This window comes from Streptomyces sp. NPDC005576 (assembly GCF_042871745.1).
Lineage (GTDB): Bacteria > Actinomycetota > Actinomycetes > Streptomycetales > Streptomycetaceae > Streptomyces.
Genome location: NZ_JBIAJC010000015.1, coordinates 135497 through 150127, shown reverse-complemented (window position 1 = coordinate 150127; position 14631 = coordinate 135497). Strand labels below are relative to the sequence as shown.

Sequence of the window (14631 nt, the reverse complement as noted above, 5' to 3'; positions counted from 1 at the left end):
TCCAGTGGATCTGCGCGGTGGCGAGCCGGCGTGTGGGCGAGCTGGGACGGTCCCACTTGTTCTGTCGGACGGCACGGCCGCGTCCTGGTGTTTTCGGTTCTGGTGGGACTCGTCCTGTAGGACGTCGTCACGCCGACGGCCCGGTGAGTTTGGCGGCCACGGCGTCGAGGACCCAGTCCAGGCCGATGGTGAAGGATGTCTGAGCGTCCACGTCCGTGCCGTCGTACACAACCCTGGACAGTGCCGGGAAGCGACCCGTGGCCAACATGCTCGTCATGTGCGGACCGTGGGCGCGCTGCCAGTCGTGCTTGGACAGGCCCGTGACGCGCTCGGCCCGCAGGTTTGCGGTCTCCCGCCTGATCGCACCGATGGAGTAGGCGTTGACCATCTCCACGGCGCGCATGACGGTGTCGATGTCGGTGAGGCTGTCGAAGGCAGACAGCGTGGCCTCGGCCACGGCGAGGCCGTTCGGACCCATGACCGGGCGACCGCCGAGCAGATCGGCCAGCCATGCGTGGCGGAGAGCGGCCTTCCTGGTGCGCTGGGCGAGGACGCGCAGCGCCTCCCGCCAGTCACCGGGCTGTTCCTCGGGGAGGATCTCGGCCTGGACCTCGTCCACCATGAGGTCGAACAGCTCCTCCTTGCTGGAGATGTATCTGTACAGCCGCATAGGGCCCGCGTCCAGACGGGCGGCCACCTTGCGGACCGACACCGCCTCCAGCCCGCCCTCGTCGGCAAGCGCGATGGCGGCGGCGACGATCCGCCCCCGGGCGAGCGGCACGGGTTGAGTCGGCGGCTCAGGCCGGTCCCAGACAGTCATGGTCACACCGTACGCAACCATTGCGATGCGATGTAACGAGGAAATACAGTGTATCGGCATGAGACACCGAATCGCAGTGGTCGGCAGTGGTCCTGCCGGCCTTACTTTCGCCCGCGTCCTGCACCGCCGTGGCCACCCCGTCACCGTCCTCGAACGCGATTCCGCCCCCGACACCCGCCCCCCGGGCGGCACGCTGGACCTGCAGGAAGGGCTGGGCCAGCTCGCTCTGGACAAGGCGGGGCTGCTGGCGGAGTTTCAGATGCTGGCCCGTCCCGAGGGGCAGGCCATGCGCATCCTGGATACGGCCGGGACCGTCCTGCGAGACTGGCAACCCGGTCCGGATGACCGGGCCAATCCCGAGATCGACCGCGGACAACTCCGCGACCTGCTGCTCGGCCCTCTCGACATCCAGTGGGGGTGGAGCGTAACGCAGGTGGTGCCGGGGCCCCGGGACGGCGTAATCGTCCACTCCGCGGACGGGCGACAGGAGACGTTCGACCTCGTGGTCGGCGCGGACGGCGCCTGGTCGCGGGTCCGCCCGGCAGTCTCGCCGGCGACACCGCACTACACCGGCGTCACCTATGTCGAGACCTCCCTCGACGACGTCGACACCCGCCACCCCGACCTCGCCCGGCTGATCGGTGACGGCTCCATGGCTGTGTACGGCGTGAACCGAGCTCTCGTCGCCCAGCGGAACAGCGGCGGCCACGTCAAGGTGTACGCCCAGTTCCGCGCGCCGCTGGACTGGCACACGCACCTGGACCTGGCCGATGCCGAGGCCGTGCGGTCGAGCCTGTTCGCCCTGTTCGACGGCTGGGCCGCTCCGTTCCTCGACCTCCTCCGTCACGGCACCGCTTTCGTCCACCGCCCCCTCCATGTCCTGCCTGTGTCCCACACCTGGACCCACATCCCCGGGGTGACGCTCCTGGGCGACGCCGCGCACCTGATGCCCCCTTTGGGGGCGGGCGCGAACCTCGCGATGCTGGATGGCGCCGAACTCGCCGAGGCCATCGCCACCGGCCCTGAAGATCTGGACGAGATCGTCCGCGCCTTCGAGGAACACATGTGGGCGCGGGCCGGCAGGTGGGCGAAGATCACGGCGGCCGGTCTGGAACGCCTCGTGAGCCAGGACCCCGCCGAAGCTCTCGCTCTCTTCGACCAGGTCCAGCCATCCTGACCGCCCAGTGCGAGAGCACCAGCACCAACGGCTCGCCCCGGCTTCACGGGACGGTACGGCGCCGTCGCCGTCCCTTCCGGCAGAACCGCCGTCAGGGGCCTGTCGCGGAGCGCGACCCTCAACCCGCTACCGCCACTGGTCCGATCGTCCTCGCGGGACGGTGAGGCGACAACTTCGCCCCAGGCTCAGCAGGCTCCGCGCGACACGCACCACACTTTTGCAAGCAACCGCTTGCAATTGTTAGCAGCTTCGCCGCATCATCGAGTCATGGCATCACTCAACGTCGGCAACCTGGGCGAGTACCTCCGGGAGCAGCGCCGTAGCGCGCAGCTCTCGCTGCGGCAGCTCGCGGATGCCGCCGGGGTGTCCAATCCGTATCTCAGCCAGATCGAACGCGGCCTGCGCAAGCCCAGTGCGGAGGTGCTCCAGCAGGTTGCGAAGGCGCTGCGGATCTCGGCCGAGACGCTGTACGTACGGGCCGGGATCCTGGACGAGCGGGAGCGGGACGAGTTGGAGACGCGGGCGGTGATCATGGCCGATCCGTCGATCAACGAGCGGCAGAAGAACGTGCTGCTGCAGATCTACGACTCGTTCCGCCGGGAGAACGGTTTCGTCCCCGATTCGGACGTTTCCGCTGATACGGATATCGATACGGACACCGATACCCCTCACGGGGCCGGCGTGGGAGACCACGACACCGCGAGCGCCCGCGACCCCCGTACGTCCGGGGGCGGCGATGCCGCAGACCCTCACAACGAACCTTGATCCGGGAGGACCACAGTCATGGCCATCACCGATGACCTGCGCAAGACCCTCACCGACCCCACCCCCCTCTACTTCGCCGCCGGTACGGCCGAGCTCGCCGTGGAGCAGGCGCGCAAGGTGCCGGGGCTGATCGAGCAGCTGCGGGCCGAGGCGCCCGAGCGGTTCGAGGCGGTCCGCAGCACCGACCCCAAGGCCGTGCAGGAGAAGGTGTCCACGCAGGCCCGGGAGGCGCAGGCCAGCGTCCAGGCCAAGGTCACCGAGGTGATCGGCTCGTTCGACACGGACCTGCGCAAGCTGGGTGAGACGGCGCAGGACCTGGCGCTGCGGAGCATCGGCGTGGCCGCCGAGTACGCGGTACGGGCCCGTGAGGCGTACGAGAAGGTCGCCGAGCGCGGCGAGCAGAGCGTGAAGGCGTGGCGCGGGGAGGCGGCCGACGAGATCGTCGAGATCGCCGCCGTCGTGGAGGCGGACACCAAGCCCGCCGCGCCGAGCCCCGCCGCGAAGCCGGCGGCGGCCCAGCCGGCCCCGGGCGCCGTGAAGCCGGACGCCGTGAAGCCGGCCGTGGTGAAGCCGGTGGCCGTGAAGCCCGCTCCCGCCGCCGAGCCGGCCGAGGCGAAGGCCGCTTCGGCGAAGCAGGCGCCCGCGCCGCGCAAGGCGACGGCGAAGAAGTCCACACCGCCCGCGAAGTAGCGGAGCGAACCGGGGCGGGCGCCGGAAGGGCGGCCCGCCCCGGCGTTCGCGCCACGGGCCGGGCCGGCGACTCGTTTCACCCAGGGGCGTGTTCCCGCGTGGAGCGGGCATCGTGACCCGTGGCCCGTCCGTCGTTTCGGTACGGTTGTCGCAGGTGCCGGAAGGCGCTCACCCACTACGAGGCGGTGCACACCATGCTGCTCAGCGGATTCCACACATTCGTCTGGCTGCTGTACATGCTCATGCTCGTCCTGGCCGTGCTGGCCCTGGTCTTCGCGTCCCTCGCGCGCGAGGACGCCTACCGGGCGTCCGACAAGAAGACGAAGAAGTTCTGGGTGATCCTGCTCGCCGCAGCCGTGGTCGTGAACCTCTTCGTGCCGGTGCTCTTCCTGGTCCTCGCGGCGACGGTCGCGTCCATCGTGTTCCTGGTGGACGTGCGGCCCGCGCTCAAGGCGGTCTCCGGTGGCGGCAACCGCCGCGGCGGGTCCAGCAGCGACGGACCGTACGGCCCCTACAACGGCGGACGCTGAGCGGGTACGACAGGCGCAACAGGCACGACGGGTACGACAGGCACGACGGGCGGTGCCGCCGGAGCGGCAGCCGACCCGGCGGACGACGGCACGGGGTGGGTTCGCACGGCGAGCCTGCCCCGTTCGCGCGTCCGGTCCCGCTCGCGGTCGCGCGCCCGGTCCTTGTCCCGGGTCCTGTCCCGGTTCTCGTCCCGGTCGCGGGAGAGCAACAGGACGGCCACGTCGTCGGTGAGTTCGCCGCCGTTCAGCTCCCGCACCTGGGCGACCGCGGCGTCCAGCAACTCCTCGCCGCGCAGCCCCTTGGTCAGGTGCGCGTCGACCATGGCGACCATGCCGTCCTGGCCGAGGCGCTGGTTGCCCTGGCCGACGCGGCCCTCGATCAGCCCGTCCGTGTACATCATCAACTGCCAGGCGCCACCCAGCTCGACCTGACGTCGTGGCCACCGGGCGCGCGGCAACAGCCCGAGCGCCGGTCCGCCGTCGTCGAAGGGCAGGAGGCGCGCCGCGCGCCCCGCCCGGGAGATCAGCGGTGCCGGGTGTCCGGCGAGGCAGAGCCCGGCGCGACGGCCGTCGGGGGCGATGTCCACGGTGCAGAGGGTCGCGAAGATCTCCTCGCTCTGCCGCTCGTGCTCCAGGACCTGCTGGAGCGTGGAGAGCAGTTCGTCACCGCAGAGCCCGGCCAGCGTGAGGGCCCGCCACGCTATGCGCAGCTCGACGCCGAGGGCGGCCTCGTCGGGGCCGTGGCCGCAGACGTCGCCGATCATCGCGTGCACGGTGCCGTCCGGCGTGCGGACGGTGTCGTAGAAGTCGCCACCCAGCAGCGCGCGGCTGCGGCCGGGGCGGTAGCGCGCGGCGAAGCCGAGGTCGGAGCCGTTCAGCAGCGGGGTGGGCAGCAGGCCGCGTTCCAGACGGGCGTTCTCCTGGGCGCGCAGCCGGGACTCGGTCAGCTGGTGCTGGGCGATGTCCGCGCGCTTGCGCTGTACGGCGTACCGGATGGCGCGGCTCAGCAGTCGGGCATCGAGCTCGTCGCGGAAGAGGTAGTCCTGCGCACCGACGCGTACCGCCTCCGCCGCCAGTTCCGCGTCGTTCTCGGCGGTGAGTGCGAGCACGGCGTGCCGGGGCGCGATCCGCAGTACGTGCAGGAGCGCCGCCAGCTCATCGGCGCGCCCGGAGCCGTCTTCGCCGTCCACCGGCGTGTCGGCCGTGGGCGCGGACGCATGGGCGGACGCGGTGCCGCCGGTCGCCGTGGGGCGTGCGCCGGTGCCGCCGGGCAGCGAGAGGTCGAGCAGGATGCAGTCGACGTCGTCGGTGAGGAGCCGGCCCGCCTCGGTGAGGTTGCGGGCGGTACGGACGCGGACCCGGGTGCCCGCCGCCGCGGGAAGGTCCGGGAGGGAGAAGGTGCCCGTGGGGTCGTCCTGGATCACCAACAGGGTGAGGTCGGCTCCATTGGTGGTCTCCGCAGCGGGTACGCCACGCTGCTGAGGTACGGGTGCGGGCATCGGCTTCCGGGTTTCCTTCCCTCCCCCCGAGGGCGCGGGCGGGACGACGATCGACGACCTGCCAGACCGGGACCATAGCGGTCGGCGGGGCGGGAGCGGAATGGCGCCGCGGGACACGCCGGAGTCAGGTGCGCAGTCATAAGCCGCGTCCTGGCACGGATCCGGCGCGATGAGCCCTCCGGCCGGGCACGTGAGCCATGACAAACATCACGCGGGCGCGTACGCGTGGGGGGAGTGGGTCACACGCCCCCGCACGGGCCGGATCGCGCGCCGGCGCGCGACGGTACGACGAACGCCGGAGACCCCGCCGAGGGACGACTCCTACGCGTCCGGCCGCACCACGCCGAGGATCTCCATCGAGCCCGCCCCCGTCAGAGTGACGTTTCGCCCGGGGCGCGGGGCGTGGACCACCATGCCGCCGCCGATGTACATCCCGACGTGGGTGGCGTCGCTGTGGTAGATGATCAGATCGCCGGGGCGCATCTCCCCGATGGCGATGTGCGTGAGCTGGGCCCACTGCTCCTGCGAGGTACGGGGGATGGGCCGCTTCGCCGCCGCCCACGCCTGCGACGTGAGCCCGGAGCAGTCGTACGAGTCGGGTCCCTCGGCTCCCCAGACGTACGGCTTGCCGATCTGGGCGAGCGCGAACTTCACGGCGGCCTTGCCGCTGGGGCTCGCCTCGCGGTTGATGTCCTTGAGGGCGCCGGAGCTGAGCCAGGAGGACTGGGCGGCTGCCTGCGCCTGCTTCTCCAGTTCGAGGAGGCGGGTGCGCTCCTCCTTCTCCAGCCGCGCTTCGAGCTTCTCCGCCTCGTCGATCCGGGCGTTGATCTCCGTCTTCGCCCGGGCCTGCTCGACGCGACCGGCCTCCAGCTCGTCCCAGTTGACCTGCGCGTCCTCGGTGTACAGCTCCAAGTCGGCCTGGGCGCGCGTCAGATCGGCCAGCACGGAGTCGGAGGCCTGCTCGCTCTGGCGTATCTGGTTGAGGCCGTAGAGGAAGAGCCGGGGGTCACTGCTGAGGACGAGCTGGGTGCCCGGTGGCAGGCCGGCGTTGCGGTACTGCTCCCGGGCCTGGGCGCCGGCCAGGTCCTTCAGCCGGGCGATCTTCTGCCGGCCCTCGTCGATGGCGCGCCCCAGGTCGTCCAGCTCGGCGGTCTGCTTCGCCACCTGCTTCTCGGCCAGGTTGTACGCGTCGGTCGCGGCCTCGGCCTTCCGGTACAGCAGGTCGATCTCCTCGCGCACCTCGGCGAGGGACTTCGTGCCGGGGGGCGGGGTGGCCGGAGTGGCCGAGGGGACCGGCGCGGGGGCTGCCCAGGCCTGCACCGGGGCGGAGAGTACGGCGAGCGCGCAGACCACCGTGAGTGCGGCTGCGGCACAGTGACGTCGTTTCACGGACGAACTCCCCCTCCGGCACCTTGGAGCAAAGGCCCGATAGCACTCATATGACTGACCGTCAGTAACTTCCCGGCAACGTCGCGATCGTGCCATGCCGTCCCGAAAAGCAACAGGGGGGCCGGAAGAAGGGCGCGTCACAAGCCCGCGACGACCGCACGCGGGACGTGCCGCACGCCGCACGTCCCGCACGCCGCACGTCCCGCACGCGGCGCGGCGCGCCACCCGGGTTCAGCCGCCCGGGCGCAGCGCCTTCCAGGCCACGGTGAGTTCGCCCTGGCGCCAGCGGCGTACGTCGTCGCGCACGGGCCAGACGGCCGCGAGCGAGCGCGCGGCGGCGATCCAGCGCTGGCGTGCGCCCAGGGAGGCGTACGGGGCGGCGGTCGCCCAGGCCCGGTCGAAGTCGCGGAGGAAGGCGTGCACCGGCTCGCCGGGCACGTTCCGGTGGATCAGCGCCTTGGGGAGGCGCTCGGCGAGGTCCGAGGGCCGGTCCAGCGAACCGAGCCGCGCGGCGAACGTCACCGTGCGGGGGCCCTGTGGTCCGAGCGCCACCCAGACGTGCCGGCGCCCGATCTCGTCGCAGGTGCCCTCCACCAGCAGCCCGTCCGGGGCGAGCCGTGCGCACAGGCGCTCCCAGACCGCGGCGACCTGGTCCTCGTCGTACTGGCGCAGCACGTTCGCCGCCCTGATGAGGGCCGGCGGCTCGGCGAGGGGGACCTCGAAGCCGCCGTGCCGGAAGGTGAGCCCTTCGCGCGCGTACGGCCGTGCCGCCGCGACCCGCTCCGGGTCGATTTCGACGCCGACCACGCGGGTGTGCGGGGCGACGGTCCGCAGCCGGGCGAGGAGTTCCACGGCGGTCCAAGGGGCGGCGCCGTAGCCGAGGTCCACCGCTACGGGGGAGTCCGCGCGCCGCAGCGCGGGGCCGTGCGTGGCGGCGATCCAGCGGTCCATGCGGCGGAGACGGTTGGGGTTGGTGGTCCCGCGGGTCACGGTGCCGATGGGGCGCTGGTGCATGAGGTTGAGCGTACGTGGCGGGGCGGGAGCGCCGCGTACGTGGCGGGGCGGGCGCGGGGCGACGCGGTCGGGGGGCGGTGCCCGCGAAGGACGGTGACTGCGAGACGCAAGGGGCAGAACGACACCTCCGGCAAGGAAAGGCGCCTGAGGTTGACACACCAGGGCAACGATTTGGCAAAGACGGAAATGAATCGGGCGCGGTCCGCTGTTCCGCCTGCGAGGGGATGACTGTCCCCTTCCATGGCATGCCCCGAGCGAGGAGGTCCGGACGACGTGAGTCGTGACGTCTCCCGTCCCGGCGCCGGTCGCGTGACGCCGCGCCTGCGGTTCCCGGGTGGTCGCGGCAGCGGACTGGCGGCCGGGTTCACCGGCGGGCACCGCAAGCCGCGCAGGGTCGCGATGCTCTCCGTGCACACCTCGCCGCTCCACCAGCCCGGTACCGGTGACGCCGGCGGCATGAACGTCTACATCGTGGAGCTGGCCAGGCGCCTCGCCGAGATCAACATCGAGGTGGAGATCTTCACCCGGGCCACCACCGGCTCCCTCCCCCCGGCGGTCGAGATGGCTCCCGGGGTGCTGGTCCGGCACGTCGACGCGGGGCCGTACGAGGGACTCCGCAAGGAGGACCTGCCCGCGCAGCTCTGCGCCTTCACCCACGGTGTGATGCAGGCGTGGGCCGGCCACCGCCCCGGTTACTACGACCTCGTGCACTCCCACTACTGGCTGTCCGGCCAGGTCGGCTGGCTGGCCGCCCAGCGCTGGGGCGTCCCGTTGGTCCACGCCATGCACACCATGGCGAAGGTCAAGAACGCTTCCCTGGCGGAGGGCGACACCCCCGAACCGGCCGCCCGGGTCATCGGGGAGAGCCAGATCGTCGACGCGGCGGACCGGCTGATCGCCAACACGGCGGAGGAAGCCGACGAGCTCGTCCGCTTCTACGACGCCGACCCGGCTTCCGTCGCCGTCGTACACCCCGGCGTGAACCTGGAGCGTTTCTGCCCGGCCGACGGGCGGGCCGCCGCGCGCGCCCGGCTCGGGCTGCCCCAGGACGCGCTGATCCCGCTCTTCGCCGGGCGCATCCAGCCCCTGAAGGCGCCGGACGTGCTGCTGCGGGCAGTGGCCGTACTCCTGGAACGCGATCCGTCGCTCCGGTCCCGGATCGTCGTACCGGTGGTGGGCGGCCCCAGCGGTACGGGCCTCGCCAAGCCGGAGGTGCTCCACAAGCTGGCGGCCCGGCTCGGCGTCGCCGATGTCGTACGGTTCCAGCCGCCGGTCGGACAGGACCAGCTCGCCGACTGGTTCCGGGCCGCGTCCGTGCTGGTCATGCCCTCGTACAACGAGTCCTTCGGGCTGGTCGCCATAGAGGCCCAGGCCGTCGGTACTCCGGTCGTCGCGGCGGCCGTGGGCGGGCTGCCGGTGGCGGTGCGGGACGGCGTGAGCGGCTTCCTGATCCCGGGGCACGACCCCGAGGCGTACGCGCTGGCGCTCGAGAAGTTCGTCCGCACGCCGGAGCTCGTCGGACACATGGGCGCCGCCGCCGCCGCGCACGCGCAGTCCTTCGGCTGGGGGACCGCCGCCGCCGCGACCGCCGAGGTGTACACCGGCGCGATGCAGGACCACCGCCGCCGGGTCCGCTCCCGCCAGGGCTGAACGCCCGGCACCGCCCCTCACCGGCCACGCACCGTACCGGTCGGTAGCCGGTGCGGGTGCGTGGGCAGCCGCTGTCGTACGCTCGCACCATGGCTGAGGCAGCGGACGAAGCGGCAGTGGCGCGGATCATCGAGGAGACCCTCGGTGACGCCGGCCTGGAGTGGGAGAGCCCGGAGTCCGGCAACTACGTCGTGAAGCTCCCCGGCACCCGCAAGCTCTCCACCACGTGCTCGCTGCTCGTCGGCAAGCACTCCCTCTCCCTCAACGCCTTCGTCATCCGGCACCCCGACGAGAACGACGCGGCGGTCCACCGGTGGCTGCTGGAACGCAACCTCCGCCTGTTCGGCGTGAGCTACGCGGTGGACCGGCTCGGCGACATCTACCTCGTCGGCAAACTGCCGCTCGCGGTGGTCACCCCGGACGAGCTGGACCGGCTGCTCGGCTCGGTGCTCGAAGCGGCCGACGGGGCGTTCAACACCCTGCTGGAGCTGGGCTTCGCGAGCGCCATCCGCAAGGAGTACGCCTGGCGGATCTCGCGGGGCGAGTCCACCAGGAACCTCGACGCGTTCGCCCACCTGACCCGGCGTACGGACACGGACTGACACCGGGGCGGCCGGGCGACCGGGCGACTGGCTGACCGGGCGCCCGGCTGACCGGGTGCCCGCGCGTATCCGCAGGTCCGGACGGCGTGTCATCCCTGCCCCATGGGGCAGACGTTCGTGGTCAGCGACCCGTCTGCCCGGAGCGACCGCGTGCACAGTCAGCCCCGCCCCGCCGCGCCGCGCGGTTTCCACTGCGAGCACACTCCGGGCGGGAGCCGGGTTCTCGCGCTGGTGGACCACGACTCGGCCCCCTCCTCCCTGCACGCCGTCCTGAGCTGCCGCAGGCCCGAACTCGCCCACGAAGCCGCCCGCCTGCTCCAACGGGCACTGCACGTCGCCGCCGACGCGTGGGACGCCGGCCCGCTGGAGGAGCTGTGCGGGCGGTTGCCGGACGAAGCGGCGGATTCCCTGCGTACCGCGGTCGGCCGTGCCCTCGCGGGTGCCTGGCCGTCGAACGGGGGCGACACGCCTGAGTGGGGGCCGCCCCCGGAGCGGGCGGCTCCGGGGTCGCCGACGCCACTCGCGCGGCCGGACGGTGACGGGCACTGGCTGCGGGCTCCGCTGGACGCCCGGCTCGCCGATCTCGACGGCCCGGTCTTCCGGATCGCGCTGCTCCGGGAGTTCCATGTGCACGACCGCCGGGCGCTGCTCAACGCCGCCGCCGACGAGGGCTGGGAACCACTGCCGGCCGACCGGCTGGGCTCCCACGACCCCGAGGACCTCATCGGCGCCACCCTGTGGCTCGCCGAGCGCGGGGGCGCTGTAGCGGGGGCGGACACCCTCGCCGACCGCAGCCAGGCGTACCGGTTGACCGTGGAAGACGGGGACGAGGTCGCGGGCTGGAGCCGGGAGGAAGTGGTGGCGGACTTCGGTTCCGGCTGGCACCGGCACGGGAAGCCTCCGCGGGCCGGGCTCGTGGCGGACCTCAAGGAGGTCGGGCAGCACGCGGAACGCCCCGACTTCGCGGCGCTGTTCGAGGTGGAGGCGCCGCACTGTACGGACCCGGAGTGTGAGCAGGAGCGCTGCCGGTGGCAGCTCACGCCCCGTACCGCCGCGGCCCTATACGAGGCGCTGCGACGACTGGCCGGCGACGCCCGCGACCACGCGGAGGCGCTCGGTGACCGCCCGCTCGCCCTCGGAGGGATCGGCGAGGGGGCCGGGTTCTTCACCCGCCTGCCGAGGGTGACCTTCGGCGCCGACGCGGAGTGGCGGCAGCGGTTCGTGCGGGCGGTCGAGGACATCGGGAGCGACCTGGAGAACGGCTGGTGGCCCGAGCCCAGCTGCACCGCCGAGGAGTTGGCCCTGCACCTCGCGATCGAGGACGCGCGCGCCGCCGTGGAGGCGCGGGCGGCGCGAGAAGGTCGGGCGCCGGAAGGCGGGACACTGGAAGAGCGGGCCGCCACGGGCTTCCCCGGTGACGTGGGCCGCCCGGCCCACCGGGACGACGACGACTTCGACGGGTGCGCCGAGATGTTCTTCCAGGACACCGATGTGCTGATGCTCTACGACGCCGGTCTGGACGGCGTGGAGGACCCGGAGGACGAGGTCAACCAGCGGCTCCACATCGGCGACCTCCGGCCGTCCGTCTGGTTCGAACCCTTCCTCAACGTGGCACCCCGCGAGACCGACGACACGGAGCCGGAGCCCGACCGCGAGCGCCGGGACGGTGGACGCCCTTGAGCGGCTCCGGCGCGTAGCACACGGTGCCGCGCGCCGGGTTTCATGCCCGCGTACGAGTCGCTCCCTCCGCGTCGGCGAGCGCCGCCACGAGCCGGGGCCCGACCTCCGCGCGGAGCCAGCCCAGCTGCTCGGCGTCGTAGCCGCGGGGCACCGCCTCCGCCAGCATGATCAGGTAGAGGTAGACGCTGTACAGGGCGATGCGGAGCCGTACGGACGGGGTGAACTCCGCGTCACCGCCCCCGGCGGCGTACCCCGTGAGGAACGCCGTGTCCTCCGCCAGGTCTTCGAGCAGCGCCAGGGAGACGAAGTCGGCCACCGGGTCGCCCCAGAACATGCGCTCCCCGTCGACGACCCCGCCCAGGCGGCGGTTCCCGGGCTCGCCGTCGACCAGCAGATTGCCGTCCCACAGGTCGAAGTGGACGAGCGCGGGCCGGGTGACGTCGTCGAGGGCGTACGCGGCCCCGGCCAGTACCTCCCGTACGCGCGCCGAGGGGACGGGGAGCCAGGCGCCGAAGGCGTCCGCGTCGGCGAGGACCGCGTCCGTCATCGCGGAGAACGCCTCCCGCCAGGTCGCGGCGAGCGGTCCCAGAGGGGCGGCGGGATAGCCGAAGCCGTCCGTACCGGTCACGGCGTGGAATCCCGCCACGACCCCGCCCAGTTCGCCGCGGAGCCGTAGCCGCTCCTCGGCCCGGAGCGGGTCGGAGACCGAGGTCCAGGGCTGCCCCGGACAGCGGGTCATCAGCAGGTACGGGCCGCCCGTCGCGGCGGGGGCGAGCTGGGCGCGTACGACGTCGGGGACCCGGGGGTCGGCGGCCGCGCGGTAGAAGGTCGCCTCGTTGACCAGCAGGTCGCGCTCGTAGCCGAGACCGGTGGGGTGCGCGGGTGGCGTCTTGAGGACCCACGCGCGGCCGTCGGTGAGGGTGATCCCGGTGACGGTGTTGTACGTCCCACCGGTGAGGGGCTCCAGATCGAGGATGTCCCCCGCGGTGATCCCGGCGGCGCTCGCGGCAGCCCGCAGGTCGGTCATGGAGCGGTCACCGGCACCGGTGGAGGCGCGCTCGCACTCCGTCGGTCCTTCGGTGGGGGAAATCCGCTGCTCCGAGGGGTCGCGAGACATGAATGCTCCCTTATCGGTCGGTGAATTCACAGGGTGATCACAGTGGAATCACAATCACGGGAGGGGAGGAAGGGAAACCATGGTCGAGCAAATTTTCGACCATAAGGTGTGGATGACTGCGACGATCCTGCCGAGTCCGGTGTGAACTGGTGGCCGAGCGAGGGTTGTTGCTCCCGAAATAGGAGAAATGAACCATGCGCGCTTCCCTCGTCCGCCGTTCCGCCCTCGCCGCTTCCGTCGCCTCCCTGGTCCTGCTGGCTTCCGCCTGCGGCGGTTCGTCGGACGACTCGGACAGCAAGAGCGAGGCCCCGAACTCCTCGAAGTCGGCGCCCGCCGCCGCCGAGCAGAGTGACGTCAAGGCATTGACCGCCGCCGAGCTGGAGAAGGCCTCGCTGGCCGACGGCGATGTCGCGGACCACAAGATCGAGAAGGCCGGCGCCCAGGACATCCTGAAGGCGGCGGACGTCACCTCCGACAAGGCCGAGTGCCTGCCCTTCGCGCACGCGCTCTTCGCGGTGCCCCAGGGCAAGCCGGTCGCCTCGACCGCCCGCACCGCGACGACAGAGCCGAAGGCGTCGGACGCCGACACCTCCGGTGACATGTCGGACAAGGACATCGACGACGCGATGAACGCGTCGATGGACGTGAGCTCCACGATGATCGACCTCGCCTCGTACGAGGGGGGCGACGCGTCCGACGTGGTCACCGCCGTCCGCAAGGCCGCCGCCGCCTGCACCGCCGGCTTCACCGCCACCGTGCAGGGCGACGCGCAGAAGCTCTCAGGGATCACCGAGGCGAAGGTCGCCGGCGGCGAGGAGGCGGCAGCGTGGAACATGGTCGCCGAGCAGGAAGGCACCAAGATCCCCTTCGGCCTCGTGGTGGTCCGTCAGGGCAGCACGGTGACCACGTTCACCACCATCAACATGGCTGCGGCCCTGGGCAAGGACGTCAAGCTGGAGCAGCCGACCTCGGTCGTCGACGCGCAGGTCAAGAAGCTCTCCTGACCCGAGGTCGGGCCTCGGGCCGGACCGCGGGTCGGACACCGGGGCGGCCCGGTCGTGACGCGCGCAGGCGTCCCGGCCGGGCCGCCCTGCCGTACGCCGGCACCGCCCTCGTACCGCCCCGTGGTCCCGGCCAACCGGGTTCAGGGCAGCGGTACGAGGCGGACGACGGTGACCGTGAGCACCGACCCGGAGACGTAGTACAGGACGATCGCGCCCGCCACCGTCGCCTCGCGTCGGTCGCGTTCGTCCTTCACCGCCGTGGAGCCGTGGCCGTACGGCGCCCGCCCCAGGGTGCGGGCCATCTCGGCACGGAACGGTTCGGCGTCCCGCATCTTGGCCAGCGTGTCGTCGGCCGGCGGGGCGTAGGAGATACGGAAACTCAAGCCACGCTCCGCCTCTCGGCCTCGTCCCGTGCCAGTCGGTCCAGGATGCGTTCGGCCTCGGGATCGGGAACGGCCTCCAGCATCCAGTGCCGCATCACCGCGTGGATCTGCTGCACCCCCGCCTCGTTGAGGGCGCGGTCGAACTCGTCGCGCCTCTCGTCGGGGAGCGCGGCGCGGATGGCCGGGATGCTGTTGGGCACCTCCACCTCGGTACCATCGACGAAAGTCTTCAGAGACTCGCCCATTCTGCTCTCCCCGATCTCCTTGCTCCCGACGAGCGTTGCCGTTCCTGTCGGCAGGAACCGGCGCAC

15 protein-coding genes are annotated in these 14631 nt (G+C 72.1%); 8 read left to right on the top strand and 7 right to left on the bottom strand.

The window, feature by feature from the left end; all coding sequences use genetic code 11:
- Window positions 1–127: 127 nt before the first annotated feature.
- Window positions 128–820, bottom strand: a complete 693-nt coding sequence (locus ACFYPN_RS26140; protein WP_389301432.1) for a TetR/AcrR family transcriptional regulator — start codon at window positions 818–820, stop codon at window positions 128–130.
- A gap of 58 nt (window positions 821–878) precedes the next feature.
- On the opposite strand from ACFYPN_RS26140, the gene ACFYPN_RS26135 reads away from it, so the two are divergent.
- The 4 genes from ACFYPN_RS26135 to ACFYPN_RS26120 all read left to right on the top strand — a co-directional run bounded on the left by ACFYPN_RS26135 (window position 879) and on the right by ACFYPN_RS26120 (window position 3982).
- Window positions 879–1997: an FAD-dependent oxidoreductase gene (locus tag ACFYPN_RS26135; RefSeq protein WP_389301429.1), complete on the top strand. Its 1119-nt coding sequence runs from the start codon at window positions 879–881 to the stop codon at window positions 1995–1997.
- Between the two features lie 267 nt (window positions 1998–2264).
- On the top strand, window positions 2265–2762 hold the full coding sequence (locus tag ACFYPN_RS26130; RefSeq protein WP_358759278.1) for a helix-turn-helix transcriptional regulator: 498 nt from the start codon (window positions 2265–2267) through the stop codon (window positions 2760–2762).
- A gap of 18 nt (window positions 2763–2780) precedes the next feature.
- Window positions 2781–3452, top strand: coding sequence for a hypothetical protein (locus ACFYPN_RS26125; protein ID WP_358759280.1), 672 nt, complete (start codon window positions 2781–2783; stop codon window positions 3450–3452).
- Window positions 3453–3646: 194 nt separating this feature from the next.
- The gene (locus ACFYPN_RS26120) at window positions 3647–3982 is read left to right on the top strand and encodes a DUF2516 family protein (protein ID WP_358759281.1); all 336 of its coding nucleotides are present in this window, start codon (window positions 3647–3649) and stop codon (window positions 3980–3982) included.
- Here ACFYPN_RS26120 and ACFYPN_RS26115 read toward each other — a convergent pair.
- The 3 genes from ACFYPN_RS26115 to ACFYPN_RS26105 form a co-directional block, all read right to left on the bottom strand.
- Window positions 3964–5481, bottom strand: coding sequence for a SpoIIE family protein phosphatase (locus tag ACFYPN_RS26115; RefSeq protein ID WP_358759283.1), 1518 nt, complete (start codon window positions 5479–5481; stop codon window positions 3964–3966). The genes ACFYPN_RS26120 and ACFYPN_RS26115 overlap by 19 nt on opposite strands.
- A gap of 321 nt (window positions 5482–5802) precedes the next feature.
- A complete protein-coding gene (locus ACFYPN_RS26110; RefSeq protein ID WP_358759285.1) occupies window positions 5803–6870 on the bottom strand; it encodes an NlpC/P60 family protein in 1068 nt (355 codons plus the stop codon).
- A gap of 231 nt (window positions 6871–7101) precedes the next feature.
- Window positions 7102–7884 carry a class I SAM-dependent methyltransferase gene (locus ACFYPN_RS26105; RefSeq protein ID WP_389301423.1) on the bottom strand — a complete coding sequence of 261 codons (783 nt, stop codon included), beginning with the start codon at window positions 7882–7884 and terminating at the stop codon, window positions 7102–7104.
- 273 nt (window positions 7885–8157) lie between these two features.
- Here ACFYPN_RS26105 and mshA point away from each other — a divergent pair, with 273 nt between their 5' ends.
- From mshA to ACFYPN_RS26090, 3 genes are all read left to right on the top strand, one after another.
- Window positions 8158–9534, top strand: coding sequence for a D-inositol-3-phosphate glycosyltransferase (gene mshA / locus ACFYPN_RS26100; protein WP_358759289.1), 1377 nt, complete (start codon window positions 8158–8160; stop codon window positions 9532–9534).
- Between the two features lie 89 nt (window positions 9535–9623).
- Window positions 9624–10136 (top strand): YbjN domain-containing protein, encoded by a 513-nt coding sequence (locus ACFYPN_RS26095; RefSeq protein ID WP_358759291.1) that lies wholly within the window; start codon window positions 9624–9626, stop codon window positions 10134–10136.
- A 102-nt stretch (window positions 10137–10238) separates the two neighbouring features.
- Window positions 10239–11816, top strand: a complete 1578-nt coding sequence (locus ACFYPN_RS26090; RefSeq protein ID WP_389301420.1) for a hypothetical protein — start codon at window positions 10239–10241, stop codon at window positions 11814–11816.
- A 40-nt stretch (window positions 11817–11856) separates the two neighbouring features.
- Here ACFYPN_RS26090 and ACFYPN_RS26085 read toward each other — a convergent pair whose 3' ends face one another.
- Complete coding sequence (locus tag ACFYPN_RS26085) at window positions 11857–12843, bottom strand: phosphotransferase family protein (RefSeq protein ID WP_389301551.1); 987 nt, start codon at window positions 12841–12843, stop codon at window positions 11857–11859.
- 284 nt (window positions 12844–13127) lie between these two features.
- Between ACFYPN_RS26085 and ACFYPN_RS26080 the strand changes: the two genes are divergently transcribed.
- The gene (locus ACFYPN_RS26080; RefSeq protein ID WP_389301418.1) at window positions 13128–13937 is read left to right on the top strand and encodes a hypothetical protein; all 810 of its coding nucleotides are present in this window, start codon (window positions 13128–13130) and stop codon (window positions 13935–13937) included.
- Window positions 13938–14077: 140 nt separating this feature from the next.
- On the opposite strand, the gene ACFYPN_RS26075 is transcribed toward ACFYPN_RS26080, so the two are convergent.
- Together ACFYPN_RS26075 and ACFYPN_RS26070 are read right to left on the bottom strand one after the other, a co-directional pair.
- Window positions 14078–14320, bottom strand: coding sequence for a hypothetical protein (locus tag ACFYPN_RS26075; protein WP_358759298.1), 243 nt, complete (start codon window positions 14318–14320; stop codon window positions 14078–14080).
- Window positions 14317–14565 (bottom strand): hypothetical protein, encoded by a 249-nt coding sequence (locus ACFYPN_RS26070; RefSeq protein WP_358759299.1) that lies wholly within the window; start codon window positions 14563–14565, stop codon window positions 14317–14319. Before ACFYPN_RS26070 ends, ACFYPN_RS26075 begins: the two co-directional genes overlap by 4 nt.
- Window positions 14566–14631: the final 66 nt, after the last annotated feature.

Bases quoted from the DNA above. Each gene is read 5' to 3' on its own strand.
- ACFYPN_RS26095 (WP_358759291.1), top strand. From the start codon at position 9,624: ATGGCTGAGGCAGCGGACGAAGCGGCAGTGGCGCGGATCATCGAGGAG.
- ACFYPN_RS26120 (WP_358759281.1), top strand. From the start codon at position 3,647: ATGCTGCTCAGCGGATTCCACACATTCGTCTGGCTGCTGTACATGCTC.
- ACFYPN_RS26085 (WP_389301551.1), bottom strand. From the start codon at position 12,843: ATGACCGACCTGCGGGCTGCCGCGAGCGCCGCCGGGATCACCGCGGGG.
- ACFYPN_RS26130 (WP_358759278.1), top strand. From the start codon at position 2,265: ATGGCATCACTCAACGTCGGCAACCTGGGCGAGTACCTCCGGGAGCAG.
- ACFYPN_RS26135 (WP_389301429.1), top strand. From the start codon at position 879: ATGAGACACCGAATCGCAGTGGTCGGCAGTGGTCCTGCCGGCCTTACT.
- ACFYPN_RS26115 (WP_358759283.1), bottom strand. From the start codon at position 5,481: ATGCCCGCACCCGTACCTCAGCAGCGTGGCGTACCCGCTGCGGAGACC.
- ACFYPN_RS26140 (WP_389301432.1), bottom strand. From the start codon at position 820: ATGACTGTCTGGGACCGGCCTGAGCCGCCGACTCAACCCGTGCCGCTC.
- ACFYPN_RS26105 (WP_389301423.1), bottom strand. From the start codon at position 7,884: ATGCACCAGCGCCCCATCGGCACCGTGACCCGCGGGACCACCAACCCC.
- ACFYPN_RS26090 (WP_389301420.1), top strand. From the start codon at position 10,239: ATGGGGCAGACGTTCGTGGTCAGCGACCCGTCTGCCCGGAGCGACCGC.
- ACFYPN_RS26080 (WP_389301418.1), top strand. From the start codon at position 13,128: ATGCGCGCTTCCCTCGTCCGCCGTTCCGCCCTCGCCGCTTCCGTCGCC.
- ACFYPN_RS26070 (WP_358759299.1), bottom strand. From the start codon at position 14,565: ATGGGCGAGTCTCTGAAGACTTTCGTCGATGGTACCGAGGTGGAGGTG.
- ACFYPN_RS26125 (WP_358759280.1), top strand. From the start codon at position 2,781: ATGGCCATCACCGATGACCTGCGCAAGACCCTCACCGACCCCACCCCC.